Origin of the sequence: Bosea sp. RAC05 (genome assembly GCF_001713455.1) — a bacterium.
Taxonomy (GTDB): domain Bacteria; phylum Pseudomonadota; class Alphaproteobacteria; order Rhizobiales; family Beijerinckiaceae; genus Allobosea.
The window spans coordinates 220,521-240,000 of sequence record NZ_CP016464.1; the positions used below are offsets into that span (position 1 = coordinate 220,521).

Genomic DNA, 19,480 nt, shown 5'->3' on the forward strand with positions numbered 1-19,480 from the left:
CTTTGTTTTCTTATCGGAACTGATCTGCGGCGATCCTTTAGAAGGCGCTGCGGGTCGGCGTCGGCATGGTTGCAGGTTGATCCTGGCCATGGCTAGGCGAACCCCATTCAGACAAGCCGATGTAAAACGCGCCGTAGCTGGTGTGCTCGCCGCAGGCGTTTCCGTCGGCCAGGTGAAGATCACTGGCGACGGGGCGATCGTCATCTCCGCCTCAACCCCTGGTTCCCAGGAACGGCCTTCCACTCCCCTCGATCAGTGGCGTCAGCGTCATGCGCGTGAACCTGAAGGGCGTTAATCGCGTCCGAAAGCGTCTCGCCGATGGGACGATTCGGATTTACCACTATCACCGCGCAACCGGCAAAAAGCTGGAAGGCAACCCGGGCTCGGCGGAGTTCCTGGCGTCCTATTGGGCGGCAGAGAGGGCACCTGCCCAGCGTCACAAGGGAACCTTCAACGGCTTGATCCGCGCCTATACCGGCTCGGTCGAGTTTGCCAAGCTCGCGGGGTCGACACAGGCCGAGTACAAGCGAATGCTGACCAAAGCGGAGCCGCGTTTTGGCTCTATGCCGATCAGCGCGCTGAACGATCCTCGCGTGAAAGAGGATTTTCTTGAATGGCGGGACGAAGTGGTCCGATCTTCGGGAGAGCGCGAGGGGGACAACCGGCTCACGATCGTTTCCGGCATGTTGAGTTGGGCTGTGAGTCGAGGCAAGCTGACTGCCAATCACATCCTCGGTTTTAAACGGCTCTATGCGTCAGACCGCTCTGACATCATCTGGCTTGAAGCGCACATAAGGGCCTTCATGGCCGTAGCGGCGATCGAGCTGCAGTGGGCACTCATCCTCGCGCTCCATACAGGACAGCGCCAAGGTGATCTGCTCTCCGTCGCCTGGACCAACTACGACGGGCATGTACTCCGCATCTTTCAGTCGAAAACCCAAAAATGGGTGACCGTTCCGTGCACGAGGGCCCTCAAGGCCATGTTGGACGGCATGCCTCGGGTGGCGACAGTCATCCTGACATCGACCACGGGAAAGGCGTGGAAGAAGCGCTACTTCGCGAACCAGTGGAAGGAAGCGAGCGACTTGGCAGACTTGATTGATCTGCACTTTCATGACCTGCGGGGAACGGCGGTCACGATGCTGGCAGAGGCGGGTTGCACCGTCCCGGAGATCGCGTCGATCACCGGTCACTCGCTCAAGACGGTCAACACCATCCTCGAGAAGTATCTGAGTCGGACTAGAGCTCTAGCAGAGGCTGCGATGGCGAAATTCGAGAACGCCCCAGCAACAGATTTTGCAAACCGCTTGCAAACCGCGGTCAATCCCAAGCCGTCGAAACCGACTAAGTGATTGAGAAGAATGGCGCGCCCGAAAGGATTCGAACCTCTGACCCTCAGATTCGTAGTCTGATGCTCTATCCAGCTGAGCTACGGGCGCGTATCGGATCGCGGCGTGCCGCCGCGGCTTCGATGGGGGCGGAAATAGCCGCTCTCCCCGCGCTTGGCAACCCTCAATGTCGCGGCGCGGCAAAAGTTTTGCCGCCTCGCCTGTCCTCCGGCCGTCTCCGGCGGAGGCCGCGACCGCGCGACCGGGTCGTTCACGCCCCGCCCGTCAGCGCTTCACCGCCAGCAACGGCAGCCCGGCCGGCAGGGTGGGCGCAGCGAGCTTGCCCCGGCCCTTCGGCAGCTTCTCGGCGATGCCGTGGAGCGCCTCGCGCCGGTCCATCTCGCGCCAGACATCCTCGGGCGCGATGCCCATCGCGCTCCACAGGACGACGAGGTTGTAGATCAGGTCGGCGCTCTCGCGGATCGCACCGGCGCGATCGCCCTGGACGGCATCCAGACCGACTTCGAACGCCTCTTCGGCCAGCTTCTTGGCCATCTTCGGCAGGCCCTCGGCGACGAGCCGGGCCGTCCGCGAATGGGCGGGATCGCGGGAACGGGCCGCGAGCACGGCAGCGTGGAGACGGTGGATCGAATCAGCCATCGCGCCAGACTCGGCGCGGCGGATGAGCGTTTTATGACAGCCGCGTGTCGACAGCGTCGCGGCGGGCGCCGGCTTCAGTCGGCGATGACCTGCAGCCGGTGCAGCCGCGCATAGGCACCATCACGCGCGAGCAGCGCCTCGTGGCTGCCGGTCTCGACGATTCTGCCCTCTTCCATCACGACGATGAGGTCCGCTTCGCGCACCGTCGAGAGCCGGTGGGCGATGACGAGCGTGGTCCGGTTCTTCATCAGCCGGGCCAGCGCCTGCTGAACCAGCCGCTCCGATTCGGCGTCGAGCGCGCTCGTCGCCTCGTCGAGCAGCAGGATCGGCGCGTCCTTGAGGATCGCACGGGCAATCGCGATGCGCTGGCGCTCGCCGCCCGAGAGCTTCTGGCCGCGCTCGCCGACGGAGGACTCGTAGCCCTCCGGCATCGCCAGGATGAAATCATGCGCGGCGGCGGCCTTCGCGGCCGCGACGATCTCCTCGTCGCTGGCGCCCGGCCGTCCGAAGGCGATGTTGGCGCGCACCGTATCGTCGAACAGCACGACATCCTGGCTGACCACGCCGATCTGCGACCGCAGCGACGCCAGCGTCAGCCCGCGCAGATCCTGTCCGTCGATCTCGATGCGCCCATCTGTCGGGTCGTAGAGCCGCGGCACCAGGGCCAGCAACGTCGACTTGCCCGAGCCCGAGCGCCCGACGAGTGCGGTGGTCTTGCCGCCCTCGGCGACGAGATCGATGCCCTCGAGCGCGCGCTGGTCGTCGCGGTAGCGGAAGCGCAGCTTTCGGAAGGCGACCTCGCCCGCGCCGACCACCAGGGGCCTGGCGTCGGCGGCGTCGACGATCCGGGGCTTCTCGTCGAGCAGGGCGTAATAGCGCTTCAGCGAGGCGCCGGCCTCCTGGACGATGGCGTTGAGGTTGCCCAGCGAACGCATCGGCTGGGCCGCCAGCAGCAGCGCCGAGACATAGCCGGTGAAGTCGCCGACGGTGGAGCCACCGCCGGTGATGCGCACGCCGATCGCCGCCAGCACGCCGGCCACCGCCATGCCGCCGCCGACCTCGAGCAGCGGATCGAGCCGACCGCGCGCATTGGCGGCCTTCATCTTGAGCGAGCGGATGGTCTCGAAGGCGCTCGCCGCCCGCCGTTCGAGATAGGGCTCGAGCGTGTCGGTCTTGGCGGCGCGTGCGCCCTGCAGGCTCTCGGTGACGAGGCTGGCCATCAGCCCGGTCTGCTCTTGCTGCGAGGTCGCCATGCGGCGCAGCTTCCGGCCGATCTTGCCGATCGGATGCGCCACAATCGGCGCGACCAGCATGACGACGAGCGTCATCTGCCAGTCGATCCAGAACATCGCGCCCACCAGCGCGATCGCGGTCAGCACATCGCGCACCGCGATGTTGATCAACCGGGTCAGCGCCTCCTTGACGAAGGTGAAATCGGTGGTGAAGCGCTGTGTCAGCGAGGCCGGGTTCTCGCGGTGGAGCTGGGCGAGGTCGGCCCGGATCAGATGCGTGTAGAGCGCCGTCTGCATGTCCGCCTCGATGCGGCTGACGACACTGTTGGTCATCACCGTCTGGGCCAGCAGCGAGAACCCCTTCACTGCCGTGACGATGACGACGACGACGGCGACCGCATTGACGACGCCGATCTCGATGCCGAGCGATTTCGAGACCAGCCGCTCCATGCGCCGGACGAAGCCGGTCGCCTCCGCCGTCATCGGGTCGGCGAAGGCGTCGAAGGCCGCCTTGATCAGCAGCGGGTAGAAGCTCGTCGTCGCCGCGATCACCACGACGAGGCCGAGGATCATCGCCATCTGCGGCAGATAGGCTTTGACCTGCTCGCGCCAGACGCGGAGGAGAAGCGCGAACGTATCGTCGGTGACGCGGCCAATCTTCATGGCGCGCGACCTATCACGGCGCCGGAGCGAGCGCTACGGCCGGCCGGGTCTTGCTCCGGACAAGAAGCTGGCGTCCCATGGGCGCGACCGATTCAGGAAAGCGCTACAGCCCATGCCCCTGCACCCGCCGGCCCAGCCCGGCCAGAGTTTCGCCGAGATCGACACGCCGGCCCTGATCCTCGATCTCGACGCCTTCGAGCGCAACCTCGTCACCATGGCGGCCTATACGCAGGGACACGGCGTCCGGCTGCGGCCCCACGCCAAAACCCACAAGAGCCCGGAGATCGCGCTGCGCCAGATCGCCCATGGCGCGGTCGGTCAGTGCGTCCAGAAGGTCTCCGAGGCGGAAGTCCTGGTCGAAGGCGGCGTCACCGACGTGCTCGTCAGCAACGAGATCACCGGCGCCGCCAAGCTCGACCGGCTGGCGAAGCTCGCGCGCCAGGCCAGGATCGGGCTCTGCGTCGATCATCTCGACGGCATCCGCGAGGCGGCCGAGGCCGCCGCCCGCCACGACGTCGTGCTCGATGTGCTCGTCGAGATCGATGTCGGCGGCCGCCGCTGCGGCGTCGCGCCCGGCGAGACGGCGGTGCGGCTGGCGGAGGCGATCGCCCGCAGCAACACACTGCGCTTCGGCGGCCTGCAGGCCTATCACGGCACCGCCCAGCACATGCGCTCGATCGACGAGCGCCGCGAGGCGATCGAGCGCGCCGCGCTCGGCACGCGCAACACGGTGGAGCGGCTGCAGCAGGCCGGCCTCGCCTGCGCCGTGGTCGGAGGGGCCGGCACCGGCACTTTCGAGATCGAAAGCCAGTCCGGCATCTGGAACGAGATCCAGGCCGGGTCGTACATCTTCATGGACGCCGACTATGCCCGAAACCGCCAGGCCGACGGCACGCCCTTCCGCACCTTCGAGCATGCGCTGTTCGTCCTCACCGGGGTGATGAGCAAGCCGGTACCGGACCGAGCCGTCGTCGATGCCGGCCACAAGGCGGCCTCGGTCGATTCCGGCATGCCGATGCCGTTCCGGCGCGAGGGCGTGATCTACACCAAGCCCTCCGACGAGCATGGCGTGCTGACGGGCGATCCGATCGCCCTGCCGCATCGCGGCGACCGGTTGCTGCTGATCCCGGGCCATTGCGACCCCACGGTGAACCTGCATGATTGGTATGTTGGTGTGCGCGGCCTCCACACGCCGGACGCCCATGTCGAGGCGCTCTGGCCGATCGCGGGACGTGGCGCCCTGACCTGACGGGCGCCCTCAACGATTGAGCCGCACCGCACCGCTGCGCGACAGATCATAGCCGCCGAGTTCGCGCGCCCGGGCTGCCATCGCCGTGCCGCGCATCCAGCCCAGCAGCATCTGCGTCGCCGGCTCGAAATAGGTCCGGCGGCGCATCACCAGATCGACATGCTCCCAGACCAGCGGCAGGAAATCGAGCCCGAAGGCGCTGGCGATCGCCCGCGAGGCGATGCCGCAATCGGCGCGCCCGGTGCGGATGGCGAGCGCGAGATCCTGGCCCGTGGCGCAGATTCCCTCCGTCAGGACCATCGCCGTCGCGGGCAGCGCCTCGCGCTCGACCAGGCTGTTGAGAAGGAGCTGCGCGCCCGCGCCCGCCTGGCGCCGCGCAAACCGTGCCTGCTGGGTGACCGCCGACGCCAGGCCGGACAGGCCCAGCGGATTGCCGGGCGCAACCAGCAGGCCCTGCTCGCGCCGCGCGAAGCCGATCACCACCGCATCGAACAGCCCGGGCTCCGCCAGGATCGCCGCGGGATTGGCCTCGTCATCGTCGGGCGTGGCATGGAGATGGATGGCCGCGATCGCGACCTCGCCGCGCACCAGCCGGTCGAGCCCGGCCTGTGAGCCTTCAGCCAGCAGGGCCAGCCCGCAGGCGGAGTCGCGCACCGCCACCTCAAGCAGCGAATCCTGGCTGCCGCCGATGATCGGCGGCGGGGACACCGACTGCATCCCCTCGGGCCGCGAGAGACCAGCTTCGAGCCAGCGGTCGAGCGCGGCGCGCGGAAACAGCCATTTTCCGCTGACCTTGGTGCAGGGCACGGCGCCGCTGGCGACGAGGTCATAGAGCTTGCGCTCCTTCAGCCGCAGGTAACCCGCAGCCTCCTCGGTCGTCAGATAGATCTGATCCTGCACTGACATGCACTGACCTGCGCTGGTTCCATGGTTGGCGTTTGGTCGCATTGAATTCTAAGAAAGACAAGTCTTTGCAGGAAACCAACATCCAGGGAGCGGGCCGGCTTGGACTTCGGAGCGATCTTTTCGGCCGCCTTCGCCCTGATCGTCGGGCTCGATCCGGCGTTCCTCGCGATCGTCGGCCTGTCGCTGCGGGTCACGCTGACGGCGGTCCTGATCGCGGCTCTGATCGGCCTGCCGCTGGGTGCCGCGCTCGCTCTGGCGCGCTTCCGCGGCCGCTCTGCGGTGATCGTCTGCCTCAATGCGCTGATGGGCCTTCCGCCCGTCGTCGCCGGCCTCGTCGTCTTCCTGATGCTCTCGCGCTCGGGGCCGCTCGGGCCGCTCGGGCTGCTGTTCACGCCGACGGCGATGATCCTGGCACAGGTCCTCCTCGTGCTGCCGATCGTCATCGCGCTGACCCGCCAGACCGTCGAGGATCTCTGGGGCGAGTATCGCGACCATCTCCGCTCTGTCGGGCTTGAAGGCGTCCGCGCCATCCCCACCCTGCTCTTCGACGGACGCTTCGCGCTGGCCACCGCCCTGCTAGCGGGCTTCGGCCGCGCCAGCGCCGAGGTCGGCGCCGTGCTGATCGTCGGCGGCAACATCGCCGGCTACACCCGCACCATGACCACGGCGATCACGCTCGAAACCTCCAAGGGCGACCTCCCGCTGGCGCTCGGACTCGGCCTCGTCCTGATCGCCCTGACGCTCGCCATCAACGCCATCGCCTTCGGCGCCAGCCGCATCGGCGCACGTTATGCGGGATGACGCGCATGCGTGATGTCGCCTCGATCCTGCCGCTCGACGTCCGCGCCGTCGCCTTCCATGGCGACGGGCGCCGCCTCGTCGACGGCATCAGCTTCCAGCTTCCGGCCGGCGGATTGACCGTGATTCTCGGTCCCAACGGTGCCGGCAAGTCGCTGACGCTGCGGCTCTGTCACGGCCTGCTGACGCCAAGCGAGGGCAGGATCGCCTGGGCGCAGGGCGCGGCGGGGCGCAACCGGCGCCACGCCATGGTCTTCCAGAAGCCGATCATGCTGCGCCGCTCGGTCGAGGCGAATGTGCTGCACGCGCTGGCGGCGGCGGGTGTCGCCGGTTCCGAACGTCGCGAGCGCTGCCGCACCGCGCTCGAACGCTTCGGCCTCAGCGAGCGCGCCGGCCAGGCGGCGCGGCTGCTCTCCGGCGGTGAGCAGCAGCGCCTCGCTATCGCCCGGGCCTGGGCGCTGCGCCCGGAACTGCTGTTCTTGGACGAGCCGACCTCGCAGCTCGACCCCGCCGCCACCCGCCAGATCGAGCAACTGCTCTCCGGCCTCGTGGCCGAGGGCATCACGGTGCTGATGTCGACGCATGATCTCGGCCAGGCGCGGCGGCTGGCCTCGCGCGTGCTCTTCCTGCATCGCGGGCGGCTGATCGCGGATGCGCCCGCCGCCGACTTCTTCGCTGGCCCGGCCTCGCCCGAGGCGCGCGCCTTTCTCGCCGGAGAGCTGCTCTGGTGACCCCTGCCATGCCCCACAAGAAGCCCAAGGAGACGATGATGACCACGACCCGACGCCTGCTCCTCGCCACGGGCTTCTCTGTCGCCCTGACCGGCCTCGCCTTCGCCCAGGCCACCACCGCCACACCGCCGACCGCCTCGGCACCGGCCGCGGCCGGCACCCGCTTCATCACGGTGTCTTCGACCACCTCGACCCAGGATTCCGGCCTGTTCGGCCATATCCTGCCGCTGTTCAGGGCGAAGACCGGCATCGAGGTCCGCGTCGTCTCGCAGGGCACGGGCCAGGCGCTCGACACCGGCCGGCGCGGCGATGCCGACGTCGTCTTCGTCCATGCCAAGGCGCAGGAGGAGAAGTTCGTCGCCGACGGCTTCGGGCTCGAGCGCAAGCCCGTCATGTACAACGACTTCGTCCTGATCGGCCCGAAGGGCGACCCGGCCGGCATCAGTGGCTCGAAGGATATCGCTGCCGCGCTGGTGAAGATCGCCGAGAAGGGCGCGCCCTTCGTCTCGCGCGGCGACAAGTCGGGCACGCATTCGGCCGAACTCGCGCTCTGGAAGGTCGCGGGCGTCGATCTCGAGGCCAAGAAGGGCGCCTGGTACCGCGAGATCGGCCAGGGCATGGGGGCCGCGCTCAACACCGCCGGCAGCATGGGCGCCTATGTGCTGGCCGACCGCGGCACCTGGATCTCCTTCAAGAACCGCGGCGATCTCGCCATTGCGGTCGAAGGCGACCGTCGCCTGTTCAACCAGTACGGCGTCATCGCGGTGAACCCGGCCAAGCATCCCCATGTGAAGATCAACGACGGGCAGGCCTTCGTGAACTGGCTGGTCAGCCCGGAGGGCCAGAAGGCCATCGCCGACTACAAGATCGAGGGGCAGCAGCTCTTCTTCCCCAATGCGACGCAGGCGGGCGCGTGATAGATCACGGCCGAGCCGTTGGGCCGAGTAGCGGCGGAGAGCCACACCTCGCCAAACGCCGGCCGTGCCACCATGTTCAATCCCGCGCGGGACGGGTCGTCCCGCGCGAAGGCGGCTGACCGGAGACCCCCATGGACTGGCAGGCGACGCGACCGGGCGAAACCAGCGCGCCCCTGCCCGACCGGCGGGACGCGCATCTCGTCTTCATCGGCCGCCTGCGTACGCCCTTCACCACGCGCGACCAGTGCCCGCGCCAGGGCGATGCCGAGAACGGCCCGGTCTGCCGCGCCGAGATCGACGCGCCCTGGAAGGCCGCGCTCGCCGGCATCGAGGGCTTCGCCTGGCTCGACCTGCTCTACTGGATGCATCAGGCGCGGCGCGACCTCGTCACGCAGACGCCGCGGGGCGGCGAACCGCTCGGGACCTTTGCGCTGCGTTCGCCGGTCCGGCCGAATCCGATCGCGCTGTCGCGCGTGCGGCTGCTCGGCGTCGAGGACGGTGCGCTGCTGGTGCGCGGGCTCGACTGCCTCGACGGCACGCCGCTGCTCGACATCAAGCCGCATCGCTGCCTGCACAGTGCCAGACCGGAGCCCGGCCATGCCCCGTCCTGACCGCCGCGCCCTGCTGACCGGCCTTGCCGCGCTCGCCGCTTGGCGGCGCCCGGCCTGGGCAGCGACCGTGCGCGACGGCGCGGGCCGCGACGTCGCCGTCCCCGCCACCGTCACGCGCGTCTTTCCCGCCGGGCCGCCTGCCGCGATCCAGCTCTACACGCTCGCGCCCGATCTGCTGCTGGGCTGGCCGCGCGCCAACCGGCCCGAGGAGCGCGAATTCCTGCTGCCGGGCATCGGCGACCGCCCCGAGATCGGCCGCATCACCGGGCGCGGCAACAGCGCCAATCTCGAAGCCGTGCTCCAGCTCAAGCCCGACCTGATCGTCGATGCCGGCTCCACGGGGCGCACCTATGTCGAGCTGGCCGAGCGGGTGCAGGGCCAGACCGGCATCCCCTATGCGCTGCTCGATGGCCGTTTCAGCGCGATCCCGGAGAGCTATCGCATCCTCGGCCGCCTGACGGGCCGCAGCGCGCGCGCCGAGACGCTCGCGACCTGGTGCGAGACCGCGATGGCGACGATCCGCGGCCGTATCGCCGGCATTGCGCCCGAGCAGCGTCCCTCCGTCTACTACGCCCGCGGGCCGCGCGGTCTCGAGACGGGGCTGGGCGGCTCGATCAATGTCGAGACGCTCTCCTTCCTCGGCGCCCGCAACGTCGCCGACCAGCCGGGCAGCGGGCTGGCGCAGGTCTCGCTCGAACAGGTCCTGGCCTGGGATCCGGAGGTGATCGTCACCATCGACCTCGCCTTCTCGGAAAGCGGGCGCCGCGATCCCGCCTGGGCCGGTGTGCGGGCCGTGAAGGCCGGCCGCGTCCATCTCTCGCCCAAGATCCCCTTCGGCTGGGTCGATTTCCCGCCCTCGGTCAACCGCATGGTCGGGCTCTGGTGGCTGGCGAAGCTGCTCTATCCGCAAGCTTTCCCGGAAGACATCCGGGCCATCGCGCGCGACTTCCACACGCTGTTCTACCAGGTCACGCCGAGCGAGCCGCAGCTCGACCGCATCCTCGCGGGGCGGGGGTGAGCGCCGTGACGCCGTCTGGGCGGCTCTGACCCCATGCGCCCCTCGCTCCTGCGCGGCAACGCCATCGCGCTCGCTCTGCTGGCGCTGGCGATCCTGCTCGCCTTCGGGGTCGGGCGCTTCCCGGTCGCGCCCGGTGATCTCGCGCGCATCCTCTGGTCGGGCCTGAGCGGCCAGCCCTCCGGCCTGTCGCCCCAGGTCGAGACGGTGATCTGGAACATCCGTGGCCCGCGCGTGCTGGCCGCGCTGCTCTGCGGCGCCGCGCTGGCGGTGGCGGGCACCGCCTTCCAGGGCCTGTTCCGCAACCCGCTGGTCTCGCCGGACATCCTCGGCGCCTCCTCGGGGGCGGCGCTGGGAGCGGTCCTTGGCATCTATCTCTCGCTCGGGCTCTTCGCGATCCAGCTCGCCGCCTTCGCCGGTGGGCTGCTGGCGGTAGGCGCCGTCTATGCGGTCGGCTCGACGATCCGGCGCGGCGACCCCGTCCTCGTCCTCGTCCTGACCGGTGTGGTCGTCGGCTCGCTGCTCGGCGCCGGCATCGGGCTGATCAAATACTGGGCCGACCCCTACAACCAGCTGCCGGCCATGACCTTCTGGCTTCTCGGCAGCCTCGCCGGCACCGACCGCAGCGATCTCGTGCCGCTGCTGGGTCCGGTCCTGGCGGGCTCGGCGGTGCTCATGGCGTTACGCTGGCGCATGAACGCGATGTCGCTGCCGGAGGAGGAGGCCCGCGCGCTCGGCCTGCGCACGGGACCCTTGCGGTTGGCCATCGTCGTCGCCGCTACGCTGGTGACGGCGGCGAGCGTCGCAGCCGCCGGCATCATCGGCTGGGTCGGGCTCGTCGTACCCCACCTCGCCCGCTTCCTCGTCGGGCCCGACTTCAGCCGCCTGCTGCCGACGGCGGCCGTGCTCGGCGGCGGCTATCTGCTGGTCATCGACACGCTGGCGCGCACGGCCGGCCCGGTCGAGACGCCGCTCGGGATCCTCACGGCCGTGATCGGCACGCCCTTCTTCATCTGGCTGCTCGCCTCGGCCCGCGGAGGCTGGTCGTGAGCCTGGCCGCGTCCGATCTGGTCTACGGCTATCGCGAGCGCGTCATCGGCCGCGACATCGCCTTGTCGCTCGCCCGCGGCGAGGTTCTGGCCCTGCTCGGCCCCAATGGCAGCGGCAAGACCACGCTGCTCAAGACCCTGCTCGGGCTGCTGCCGGCGCGCGGCGGGACGCTGCTGCTCGACGACCGCCCCGTTTCCGCGCTCTCGCCGCCGGAACGGGCGCGGGCGCTCGGTTATGTCCCGCAGGCCCATGCCGGCACCTTCGCCTTCACCGTCGAGACCGTGGTGCTGATGGGCCGCAGCGCCCATGCCGGGCTCTTCGCCGCGCCCTCGCCTCGCGACCATGCCGTCGCCGCCGCCATGCTGGAGCGCCTCGGCATCGCCCGGCTGGCGCAGCGGCCCTATACGGAGATTTCCGGCGGAGAGCGCCAGCTCGTGCTCATCGCCCGCGCGCTCGCGCAGGAGCCGGCCTATGTCGTGCTCGACGAGCCGACCGCGAGCCTCGATTTCGGCAATCAGGGCCGGGTGATGCAGGAGATCCGCCGGCTCGCGGCGGAAGGGCTCGGCGTGTTGTTCACGACGCATGATCCCAACCAGGCGCTGCGCCATGCCGATCGCGTCATGATGATCCGTGACGGGCAGGCCATCGCCAGCGGGGCAGCCACGGATCTGCTCACGCCCGGGCGGCTGCAGCAGCTCTACGGCGTGCCGATCGAGACGGTGCGGGACGGCGACGGCCGCATCGCCTTCCTGCCCGGCTAGCAGGGGGCTGAAACGCGGCGGACAGCCCGCCGTCAGAAGTCGCTGGTCAGGCCCTTCACTTCCCAGTCGTTGTAGCGCACGGGCTCGAGCCCGCCGCGGCCGTCGATTTCCTTGCGGCTGGCGACATCGGCTGCGCGCGCATCGATCTCGGCCCGTCTGGCCTGCGCCTCGGCCAGCGCGCGCTGCGCCGCCGGCGACAGCACCCGCGGCGCATCTTCGCCGCTGTCCGGACCGATCGGCTTGGGATCGTTCGCCTCGCTCATAGCCGCCTTCTCTCGCCCGAAACTGTCTTTTGGCCCGTTCTCTTGCACACAGTTCTCTTGCAGGATCGAAGGCACCTTCACCACATAAGCCTGCGAACCGCATCCGGGGAGTGGCATGTCGCCGCGAGCCGCGATGGCGCCTGATGGGGATGACGATGAACTATGTCCGCACCGGCATGCTGATGGCCGGTCTCACCGCGCTCTTCGGCGCGGTCGGCTACCTGCTCGGCGGCGGCGGCGGCATGCTGATGGCGCTGGGCTTCGCCGCCGTCACCAACCTGTTCAGCTACTGGAACTCGGACCGGCTGGCGCTCGCCGCCCACAATGCCCATGAGGTCGACGAGCGGAGCGCGCCGGAGCTCTACGGCATGGTCCGCGATCTCGCGGCCCGGGCCAACATGCCGATGCCGCGCGTCTACCTCATCGAGGAAGACCAGCCCAACGCCTTCGCCACCGGCCGCAACCCGGAGAACGCCGCCGTCGCGGCCACGACCGGCATCATGCGCACGCTGAGCTATGAGGAGCTGGCGGGCGTGATGGCCCACGAGCTCGCCCACATCAAGAACCACGACACGCTGACGATGACGATCACCGCCACGATGGCCGGCGCGATCTCCTCGCTCGTGACCTTCGGCATGATGTTCGGCTCGCGCGAGAACCGGCCGAACCTGATCGTGCAGATCCTGCTCTCGATCCTGGCACCGATGGCGGCGATGATCATCCAGATGGCGATTTCGCGGTCGCGCGAATACGAGGCCGACAAGCTCGGGGCCGAGATCTGCGGCAATCCGGTCTGGCTCGCCGATGCGCTGGCGAAGATCGCGGGCGGCGTCGCCCATACGCCGAACGAGACGGCGGAGGCGAAGCCTGCTACGGCCCACATGTTCATCATCAATCCCCTCACGGCTGGCGGCATGGATTCCCTGTTCTCGACCCACCCCGATACCGGCAACCGCATTGCCGCGCTGATGGAGCAGGCCCGCGCCATGGGCATCGGCCGCAGTGGCGGCGGCTTCATGAGCCAGGCAGCCCAGAGCCCCTGGAGCGGCGGAGCCGGCCGCCAGCCCGGGCCCTGGGGCTGATCCGGTGGCGAAGGGACAGAAGGCGGACGATGTCCACGACGACGCCAGCGAGCCTGCCGACAGCGGCGCCGGTTCGGCGCCGGGCCTGCCGGCCCGCAAGCTCGCCGCGGCCGTCATCGACGAGGTGCTGCGGGCGAAGCTGTCGCTCGACGATACCCATGAGCGGCTGGCGCCGGCCTATCGGCTGGACGCCGCCGACAGCGCGCTGGCACGGGCGATCGCGATCACCGCCTTTCGCCGGCTGGGCACGATCCAGGAGGCGATCAACGCCAGGCTGGAGCGCGGCAGCCCGCGCAATTCCGGGCCCTTCGAGCCGATCATGGTGGTGGCCGCCGCGCAGATCCTGTTTCTCGACGTGCCCGACCATGCCGCCGTCGACCTCGCCATCCGCCAGCTCCACGAGGATGCGCGCTCCTCGCGCTATGTCTCGCTGGGCAATGCGCTGCTGCGGCGGCTCGCCCGCGAACGCGAGGCCATCCTCGCCGAGGCCGTCGACCCCTTCCTCGACACGCCCGAATGGCTCGCCGAGAGCTGGATGGAAAGCTATGGCGAGGAGACCGCCGCCGCCATCGCGGAGAGCCACCGCGACGAGCCGCCGCTCGACATCTCCGTGAAATCCGATCCCGAGGGCTGGACGGAGAAGCTCGACGGCCTCCTCCTGCCGACGGGCTCGATCCGCCTGCGCGAGCGCGGCGGCATCACAGGCCTGCCCGGCTTCGACGAGGGCGCCTGGTGGGTCCAGGACGCCGCCGCGGCGCTTCCCGTCCGCCTGCTCGCGCCCAAGCCCGGCGAGCGCATCGCCGATCTCTGCGCCGCGCCGGGCGGCAAGACCGCCCAGCTCGCCGCGATCGGAGCCGCCGTCACGGCCGTCGACCGCTCGGGACCGCGCCTGCGTCGTCTGCGCGCCAATCTGGAGCGGCTCGGCCTGTCGGCGGAGATCGTCACCAAGGACGCGACCCTCTGGGACGCTGAACCCTTCGACGCCGTTCTGCTCGACGCCCCCTGCAGCGCCACCGGCACCATCCGCCGCCACCCCGACGTCGCCTGGACCAAGTCTCCGGACGACCGCGACAAGCTCGTGGCCCTTCAGGCGCGGCTGCTCGAGGCCGCCGCCCGGTTGACGAAGCCAGGCGGGAGGCTGGTCTACTGCACCTGCTCGCTCGAGCCGCAGGAGGGCGAGGCCCAGATCGAATCCTTCCTGAAGGCCCATCCCGATTTCGTCAGAAAGCCGATCGAAGCGGCAGAAATCGGCGGTCTCGGCGAGGCCATCGACCGCAACGGCGATCTGCGGACGCTGCCACACCAGCTCCGTAACGACACGCCGCGGCTCTCCGGATGGAGTGGATTTTACGCAACCCGCCTGATCAGGCTATGACATGATGGGGAATCGGACAGGCGGTCGACGCCGGGTGTCGTGAGTACGGGGCATATCGGGGCATTGAACGGCTGGTCTGAGCGCAGGGGTTTGGCGCAGGCCGCGATCGGACGGGCGGCCCGGAGAACGCGTGGTCAGCTCGTCGGCATCGCGCGTCGCCTCTGGCCGTTCGGCCGCTCGGCCGCCACCCGCCTGCTGTTTGCCCCGCATGACCTGCGCACCGCCGATCCGACCACGGCCGGCGACATCTATGCCGGCTACTACGCCTTCGCCGGCCGCACGCTGCGCACCCATGGCGAGTCGCCCTTCGACAGTGAACCCCCGAGCGAGGCCTGGGCCGAGGCGCTGCATGGGTTCGGCTGGCTGCGCCACATGCACGCCGCCGACACGGCCATCGCCCGGGCCAATGCCCGCGCCCTCGTCGAGGATTTCATCGGCCGCAAGCGCGAGCGGGGCGAGATCGCCCGCAGGCCCACCGTGGCGGCGCGGCGGCTGATCTCGCTGCTCTCGCACTCGCCGCTGCTGCTGCAAGGCGCCGACCATGCCTTCTACGAACGATTCCTGCGGCATCTCTCGCGGCTGGCGGAGCGGCTCGACCTGGCTCTGGCGGGAGCGGTCGAGGGCGGTGCACGCCTCAACGGCCTGATCGCGGTCACCTTCGCGGCGGTCTGCCTCGACGCGCCCGATGGCCGGCGGCGCCGGCTGGAATACGCGCTCTCCGACGAGCTCGACCGCCAGATCCTGCCCGATGGCGGCCATCTCAGCCGCAACCCGCGGATCCTGATCGAGTTGCTGCTCGACCTGCTGCCACTGCGCGAGACCTTCCTCGCCCGCGGGATCGAGCCGCCCCGCGGCGTCCTGATGGCGATCGAGCGGATGATGCCGCATCTGCGCCTGTTCCGGCACGGCGACGGGGCGCTCGCCCTGTTCAACGGCATGGGCACGACCCCGCCCGACGTGATGGCGACGCTCGCCGCCTATGACGACGCCCGCGCGCGCCCCATCGAGCAAGCCACCTATTCGGGCTACAGCCGGCTTACCGGCGAGCGCGGCATCGTCGTGATCGACGCCGGCGCGCCGCCGCGTGGCGCCCATTCGGTCGAGGCCCATGCGGGCTGCCTGTCCTTCGAGTTCTCCAGCGGCGCCCAGCGTCTCGTGGTCAATTGCGGCACGAGCCGCTTCGGCTCCGACGCCTTGCGTCTTGCCGCCCGCAGCACGGCGGCTCACTCGACGCTGACGCTCGACGACCGGTCCAGCGCGACCTTCGGCCGGGTCCTTGGCGAAATGCGTGTCGTGGCCGGCCCATCGGATGTCCGCGTCGCCCGGCAGGAGCGCGAGGAGGGCCAGGAATGGGTCGGCAGCCATGATGGCTACAGCCGCGCGCTCGGCGCGGTGCATACCCGCCGCCTGCTGCTCGCCCGCGACGGCGCCACCCTGACCGGCGAGGACGAGATCGCGCTCGATGCGGCCCGCGCGACCCTGCCGGCGGTGGTGCGGTTCCACCTGCATCCTGCCGTCAGGCCGAGCCTGATCCGCGAGGGGCAAGGCGCGATGCTGGCGCTGCCCAATGGCGAGGTCTGGGCTTTCGAGGCCTCGGGGCTGGTCGTCTCGATCGAGGAGAGTATTTTCCTCGCCGGAGCCGCGGGCGGGCGGCGCACCGAGCAGCTCAGCGTCGCCTTCGACGCCGCCGTCACGCCCCAGATCACCTGGCGTCTCAGCCGGGTCGGTGCCGCGGCTCCCACCACCGCGCGCTTCCGCCCGCCGCCCGGGCCGGATCCCTCCGCACCGGAATCCACACCCGACGCCTGAGCCGGTGACGGCCGCGCGCTTTGCTTTGCGCGCCGCAGCATGATAGCTCGCGCCGACCGTCTCGATGATCCTGGACCCTTCCCGATGCCGACCGAGCTCCGCCGCGTCGAACGCGCGCTCCTTTCCGTTTCCGACAAGACCGGTCTGGTCGAGTTTGCCCGCGCCCTGAACCGGCTCGGCATCGCCCTGGTCTCCACCGGCGGCACGGCCAAGGCGCTCGCCGACGCGGGCCTGCCGGTGACCGACGTTTCCGATCTGACCGGCTTCCCGGAGATGATGGACGGGCGCGTCAAGACCCTGCACCCCAAGGTCCATGGCGGCCTGCTCGCCATCCGCTCCCATCCCGAGCATCAGGCCTCGATGCTCGGCCACGGCATCGCGCCGATCGACCTGCTCGTCGTCAATCTCTACCCCTTCGAGGCGACGGTCGCGGCCGGCAAGCCCTATGACGACTGCATCGAGAACATCGATATCGGCGGGCCGGCGATGATCCGCGCCGCCGCGAAGAACCACAACGACGTCGCCGTGGTGGTCGAACCCTCCGACTACGCGGCCGTGCTCGCCGATCTCGAGGCCCAGAGGGGCGCGACGACCCTGACCCTGCGCCGCAAACTCGCGCAGAAGGCCTATGCCCGCACGGCGGCCTATGACGCCGCGATCTCGAACTGGTTCGCCCATGAGCTGGGTGACACCGCGCCGGCCTATCGCGCGCTCGGCGGCCAGCTCGCCGAGACGATGCGCTATGGCGAGAACCCGCATCAATGGGCCGCCTTCTACCGCACGCCCGGCAGCCGGCCCGGCGTATCGACCGCCCGCCAGGTCCAGGGCAAGCAGCTCTCCTTCAACAACATCAACGACACCGACGCCGCCTTCGAATGCGTCGCCGAGTTCGACCCCGCGACGGCGGCCGCCTGCGTCATCGTCAAGCACGCCAATCCCTGCGGCGTCGCCACCGGCCCCTCGCTGCTCGCCGCCTATGAGCGCGCGCTGGCCTGCGATCCCGTCTCGGCCTTCGGCGGCATCGTCGCGCTCAACCGCAGGCTCGATGCCGAGGCCGCCCGCAAGATCGTCGAGATCTTCACCGAGGTGATCATCGCGCCCGAGGCGGACGAGGAGGCGATCGGCCTCATCGCCGCCAAGAAGAACTTGCGTCTGCTGCTCACCGGCGGCCTGCCGGATGTGCGCGCGCCCGGCCTCTCGCTGCGCACCGTCTCGGGCGGATTCCTGGCCCAGGCGCGCGACAACGCCGTCGTCGACGACATGGAGCTCAAGGTCGTGACCAAGCGCCAGCCGAGCGCAGCCGAGCTCGCCGATCTGCGCTTCGCCTTCCGCGTCGCCAAGCACGTCAAGTCGAACGCGATCGTCTATGTGAAGGACGGCGCAACCGTCGGCATCGGCGCCGGCCAGATGAGCCGGGTCGATTCCTCCCGCATCGCCGCCTGGAAGGCAGCGGAAGCCGCGAAGGCCGCTGGCTTGCCGGAGACGCTCGCCCGGGGTTCGGTCGTGGCATCGGATGCCTTCTTCCCCTTCGCCGACGGCCTGCTGGCCGCGGCTGAAGCCGGCGCCACGGCGGTGATCCAGCCCGGCGGCTCGATGCGCGACGACGAGGTCATCAAGGCCGCCGACGAGGCCGGCCTCGCCATGGTCTTCACTGGCCACCGCCATTTCCGCCACTGAGCGCAGGCACGGGCAGAGGGTCGCCGGATGCACACGCTGAAGCTGATCGCCGCCGGTTTCGCCCTGCTGGGCGCGCTGCATTTCCTCGCGCGCCGGCTGAAGCTCGGCGCTGGCGACCCGACCGGCTTCGCGGTGAAGCTGTTCCTGCCGCTTTGGCTCGTCGCCGCGCTGGTCAATCTCTGGGTCGGCGTCAACCGCGCCGGCTACACGCTGCTGCAGGAGATGCCGTTCTTTTCGCTGGTCTTCGGCCTGCCGGCGGCCTTCGCGCTGCTTCTCTTCCTCCGGTTCCGGTGATGCGATGAGCCTGGACTCCGTCCGCGCCTTCTTTGCCGCCCATGCGCCCGACATCGCCGTGATCGAGACGGACGACAGCAGCGCCACCGTGGCGCTCGCTGCGGCCGCCCATGGCGTCGAGCCGGCCCGCATCGCCAAGACGCTGTCCCTTCGCGTCGGCGAGCGCGTCGTGCTGGTGGTGGCGCGCGGCGACGCCCGCCTCGACAACCGCAAGGCCAAGGCGGTGCTTGGCGGCAAGCCGCGCATGCTGGATGCGACAGAGGTCGAGGCGTTGACCGGCCACCCCGTCGGCGGCGTCTGCCCCTTCGGCCTGGCGACGCCGCTGCCGGTCTATTGCGACATCTCGCTCAAGGCTTTCGACGAGGTCGTGCCCGCCGCCGGCTCGACGCGCAGTGCGGTGCGGATCGCACCCGAGCGGATGCTGGCGCTGACCGGAGGCGAGTGGGTCGATGTCTGCCAGGACATTGGGACCCCGGAGGGCTGAGCGACCGCCTCAGTCGGAATTCGCCAGCCGCCGCGTCAGCGCGATCGCCGCGGCGGGATTGCGCACCTTGGCGCCGCTGATCACGTAGAGGAAGACATCGCGCGGCCCGGCCTCGGCCGCATCGGTCGATATCTTGGCCAGATCGCCGGGCACCTCGCCGTGAGACCAGGCCTGCGCTCGCTGTACCCATCGATCGAGGTCGGCGGCGGCATAGCCTTCCGGCTCCGTTTCGCTGGTCCCCATGATGCGGGCATAGACGAAGGGCGCCGTCACATCGGCGATCTGCGGATAATCCGAATCTGCCGCCGTGATCGCAGCCACCCCATATTCGCGCAGCAGGGCGATGAAGTCCGACGTGCGGAAGCTGTCATGGCGGACCTCGACGGCATGGCGGATCGCGACGCCGTCGACGCTGCGCGGCAGGAGCTTCAGGAAGGCCTCGAAATCGGCGGGGTCGAAGGCCTTGGTCGGCATGAACTGCCAGTTGATCGGGCCGAGCTTCTCCTTGAGCTCCATCACGCCACCGAAGAAGAATTTCTCGATCGAGGGCGCGGCCTCTGCGAGCACACGACGGC

The 19,480-nt window shown here is 69.7% G+C and carries 20 protein-coding genes and 1 tRNA gene (1 of these 21 running past the window's edge); 15 read left to right on the forward strand and 6 right to left on the reverse strand.

The window, feature by feature from the left end; translation table 11 throughout:
* Positions 1-269 precede the first annotated feature (269 nt).
* On the forward strand, positions 270-1,352 hold the full coding sequence (locus BSY19_RS04530; protein ID WP_069053108.1) for a tyrosine-type recombinase/integrase: 1,083 nt from the start codon (positions 270-272) through the stop codon (positions 1,350-1,352).
* A gap of 10 nt (positions 1,353-1,362) precedes the next feature.
* Here the strand turns inward: BSY19_RS04530 and BSY19_RS04535 are convergent.
* The 3 genes from BSY19_RS04535 to BSY19_RS04545 form a co-directional block, all read right to left on the reverse strand.
* Positions 1,363-1,439, reverse strand: a tRNA-Arg gene (locus tag BSY19_RS04535).
* 174 nt (positions 1,440-1,613) lie between these two features.
* A complete protein-coding gene (gene hisE, locus BSY19_RS04540; RefSeq protein ID WP_069053109.1) occupies positions 1,614-1,988 on the reverse strand; it encodes a phosphoribosyl-ATP diphosphatase in 375 nt (124 codons plus the stop codon).
* A gap of 74 nt (positions 1,989-2,062) precedes the next feature.
* On the reverse strand, positions 2,063-3,883 hold the full coding sequence (locus BSY19_RS04545) for an ABC transporter ATP-binding protein (protein ID WP_069053110.1): 1,821 nt from the start codon (positions 3,881-3,883) through the stop codon (positions 2,063-2,065).
* Positions 3,884-3,995: 112 nt separating this feature from the next.
* Here BSY19_RS04545 and BSY19_RS04550 point away from each other — a divergent pair, with 112 nt between their 5' ends.
* Entirely contained in the window at positions 3,996-5,132 is a 1,137-nt protein-coding gene (locus BSY19_RS04550; RefSeq protein ID WP_069053111.1) for a DSD1 family PLP-dependent enzyme, read from the forward strand.
* A gap of 9 nt (positions 5,133-5,141) precedes the next feature.
* Here the strand turns inward: BSY19_RS04550 and BSY19_RS04555 are convergent, their stop codons facing one another.
* Positions 5,142-6,038, reverse strand: a complete 897-nt coding sequence (locus tag BSY19_RS04555) for a helix-turn-helix transcriptional regulator (protein ID WP_069053112.1) — start codon at positions 6,036-6,038, stop codon at positions 5,142-5,144.
* 99 nt (positions 6,039-6,137) lie between these two features.
* Between BSY19_RS04555 and BSY19_RS04560 the strand changes: the two genes are divergently transcribed.
* The 7 genes from BSY19_RS04560 (at position 6,138) to BSY19_RS04590 (ending at position 11,921) form a co-directional block, all read left to right on the forward strand.
* The gene (locus BSY19_RS04560) at positions 6,138-6,839 is read left to right on the forward strand and encodes an ABC transporter permease (RefSeq protein WP_171905085.1); all 702 of its coding nucleotides are present in this window, start codon (positions 6,138-6,140) and stop codon (positions 6,837-6,839) included.
* Positions 6,840-6,844: 5 nt separating this feature from the next.
* Positions 6,845-7,567, forward strand: a complete 723-nt coding sequence (locus BSY19_RS04565; protein ID WP_069053113.1) for an ATP-binding cassette domain-containing protein — start codon at positions 6,845-6,847, stop codon at positions 7,565-7,567.
* 38 nt (positions 7,568-7,605) lie between these two features.
* Positions 7,606-8,484, forward strand: a complete 879-nt coding sequence (locus tag BSY19_RS04570) for an ABC transporter substrate-binding protein (RefSeq protein ID WP_083247870.1) — start codon at positions 7,606-7,608, stop codon at positions 8,482-8,484.
* Positions 8,485-8,615: 131 nt separating this feature from the next.
* Positions 8,616-9,095 (forward strand): SAM-dependent methyltransferase, encoded by a 480-nt coding sequence (locus tag BSY19_RS04575; protein ID WP_069053114.1) that lies wholly within the window; start codon positions 8,616-8,618, stop codon positions 9,093-9,095.
* Positions 9,082-10,113: an iron ABC transporter substrate-binding protein gene (locus tag BSY19_RS04580; RefSeq protein WP_069053115.1), complete on the forward strand. Its 1,032-nt coding sequence runs from the start codon at positions 9,082-9,084 to the stop codon at positions 10,111-10,113. Before BSY19_RS04575 ends, BSY19_RS04580 begins: the two co-directional genes overlap by 14 nt.
* A 33-nt stretch (positions 10,114-10,146) precedes the next feature.
* Complete coding sequence (locus BSY19_RS04585; RefSeq protein ID WP_069053116.1) at positions 10,147-11,160, forward strand: FecCD family ABC transporter permease; 1,014 nt, start codon at positions 10,147-10,149, stop codon at positions 11,158-11,160.
* Complete coding sequence (locus tag BSY19_RS04590; RefSeq protein WP_069053117.1) at positions 11,157-11,921, forward strand: ABC transporter ATP-binding protein; 765 nt, start codon at positions 11,157-11,159, stop codon at positions 11,919-11,921. Before BSY19_RS04585 ends, BSY19_RS04590 begins: the two co-directional genes overlap by 4 nt.
* Positions 11,922-11,953: 32 nt before the next feature.
* Here BSY19_RS04590 and BSY19_RS04595 read toward each other — a convergent pair whose 3' ends face one another.
* Entirely contained in the window at positions 11,954-12,184 is a 231-nt protein-coding gene (locus tag BSY19_RS04595) for a DUF1674 domain-containing protein (protein WP_069053118.1), read from the reverse strand.
* A 155-nt stretch (positions 12,185-12,339) separates the two neighbouring features.
* Here BSY19_RS04595 and htpX point away from each other — a divergent pair, with 155 nt between their 5' ends.
* From htpX to BSY19_RS04625, 6 genes are all read left to right on the forward strand, one after another.
* Positions 12,340-13,266: a zinc metalloprotease HtpX gene (gene htpX / locus BSY19_RS04600; RefSeq protein ID WP_069056858.1), complete on the forward strand. Its 927-nt coding sequence runs from the start codon at positions 12,340-12,342 to the stop codon at positions 13,264-13,266.
* A gap of 4 nt (positions 13,267-13,270) precedes the next feature.
* Complete coding sequence (locus BSY19_RS04605; RefSeq protein WP_083247398.1) at positions 13,271-14,641, forward strand: RsmB/NOP family class I SAM-dependent RNA methyltransferase; 1,371 nt, start codon at positions 13,271-13,273, stop codon at positions 14,639-14,641.
* Between the two features lie 90 nt (positions 14,642-14,731).
* Complete coding sequence (locus tag BSY19_RS04610; protein WP_150129495.1) at positions 14,732-16,450, forward strand: heparinase II/III family protein; 1,719 nt, start codon at positions 14,732-14,734, stop codon at positions 16,448-16,450.
* An 84-nt stretch (positions 16,451-16,534) separates the two neighbouring features.
* Positions 16,535-18,127, forward strand: coding sequence for a bifunctional phosphoribosylaminoimidazolecarboxamide formyltransferase/IMP cyclohydrolase (gene purH, locus BSY19_RS04615; RefSeq protein ID WP_069053120.1), 1,593 nt, complete (start codon positions 16,535-16,537; stop codon positions 18,125-18,127).
* 27 nt (positions 18,128-18,154) lie between these two features.
* Positions 18,155-18,421, forward strand: coding sequence for a hypothetical protein (locus tag BSY19_RS04620; RefSeq protein WP_069053121.1), 267 nt, complete (start codon positions 18,155-18,157; stop codon positions 18,419-18,421).
* A 4-nt stretch (positions 18,422-18,425) separates the two neighbouring features.
* Complete coding sequence (locus tag BSY19_RS04625; protein WP_069053122.1) at positions 18,426-18,905, forward strand: YbaK/EbsC family protein; 480 nt, start codon at positions 18,426-18,428, stop codon at positions 18,903-18,905.
* Between the two features lie 9 nt (positions 18,906-18,914).
* Here BSY19_RS04625 and BSY19_RS04630 read toward each other — a convergent pair whose 3' ends face one another.
* On the reverse strand, positions 18,915-19,480 hold the 3' portion of the coding sequence (locus BSY19_RS04630) for a DUF72 domain-containing protein (RefSeq protein WP_069053123.1). It continues 247 nt past the right edge of the window; 566 of the gene's 813 nt are visible here — the last part of the coding sequence; its start codon lies off the right edge, out of view — the gene reads right to left on this strand; it ends in the stop codon at positions 18,915-18,917.

What these genes read in the sequence shown, in the direction of transcription:
- BSY19_RS04585 (WP_069053116.1), top strand. Translation starts at nt 10,147, where the DNA reads ATGCGCCCCTCGCTCCTGCGCGGCAACGCCATCGCGCTCGCTCTGCTG.
- BSY19_RS04555 (WP_069053112.1), bottom strand. Translation starts at nt 6,038, where the DNA reads ATGTCAGTGCAGGATCAGATCTATCTGACGACCGAGGAGGCTGCGGGT.
- BSY19_RS04570 (WP_083247870.1), top strand. Translation starts at nt 7,606, where the DNA reads ATGACCACGACCCGACGCCTGCTCCTCGCCACGGGCTTCTCTGTCGCC.
- BSY19_RS04595 (WP_069053118.1), bottom strand. Translation starts at nt 12,184, where the DNA reads ATGAGCGAGGCGAACGATCCCAAGCCGATCGGTCCGGACAGCGGCGAA.
- purH (WP_069053120.1), top strand. Translation starts at nt 16,535, where the DNA reads ATGCCGACCGAGCTCCGCCGCGTCGAACGCGCGCTCCTTTCCGTTTCC.
- BSY19_RS04545 (WP_069053110.1), bottom strand. Translation starts at nt 3,883, where the DNA reads ATGAAGATTGGCCGCGTCACCGACGATACGTTCGCGCTTCTCCTCCGC.
- BSY19_RS04550 (WP_069053111.1), top strand. Translation starts at nt 3,996, where the DNA reads ATGCCCCTGCACCCGCCGGCCCAGCCCGGCCAGAGTTTCGCCGAGATC.
- BSY19_RS04565 (WP_069053113.1), top strand. Translation starts at nt 6,845, where the DNA reads ATGCGTGATGTCGCCTCGATCCTGCCGCTCGACGTCCGCGCCGTCGCC.
- htpX (WP_069056858.1), top strand. Translation starts at nt 12,340, where the DNA reads ATGAACTATGTCCGCACCGGCATGCTGATGGCCGGTCTCACCGCGCTC.
- BSY19_RS04575 (WP_069053114.1), top strand. Translation starts at nt 8,616, where the DNA reads ATGGACTGGCAGGCGACGCGACCGGGCGAAACCAGCGCGCCCCTGCCC.
- BSY19_RS04625 (WP_069053122.1), top strand. Translation starts at nt 18,426, where the DNA reads ATGAGCCTGGACTCCGTCCGCGCCTTCTTTGCCGCCCATGCGCCCGAC.
- BSY19_RS04580 (WP_069053115.1), top strand. Translation starts at nt 9,082, where the DNA reads ATGCCCCGTCCTGACCGCCGCGCCCTGCTGACCGGCCTTGCCGCGCTC.
- BSY19_RS04620 (WP_069053121.1), top strand. Translation starts at nt 18,155, where the DNA reads ATGCACACGCTGAAGCTGATCGCCGCCGGTTTCGCCCTGCTGGGCGCG.
- hisE (WP_069053109.1), bottom strand. Translation starts at nt 1,988, where the DNA reads ATGGCTGATTCGATCCACCGTCTCCACGCTGCCGTGCTCGCGGCCCGT.
- BSY19_RS04530 (WP_069053108.1), top strand. Translation starts at nt 270, where the DNA reads ATGCGCGTGAACCTGAAGGGCGTTAATCGCGTCCGAAAGCGTCTCGCC.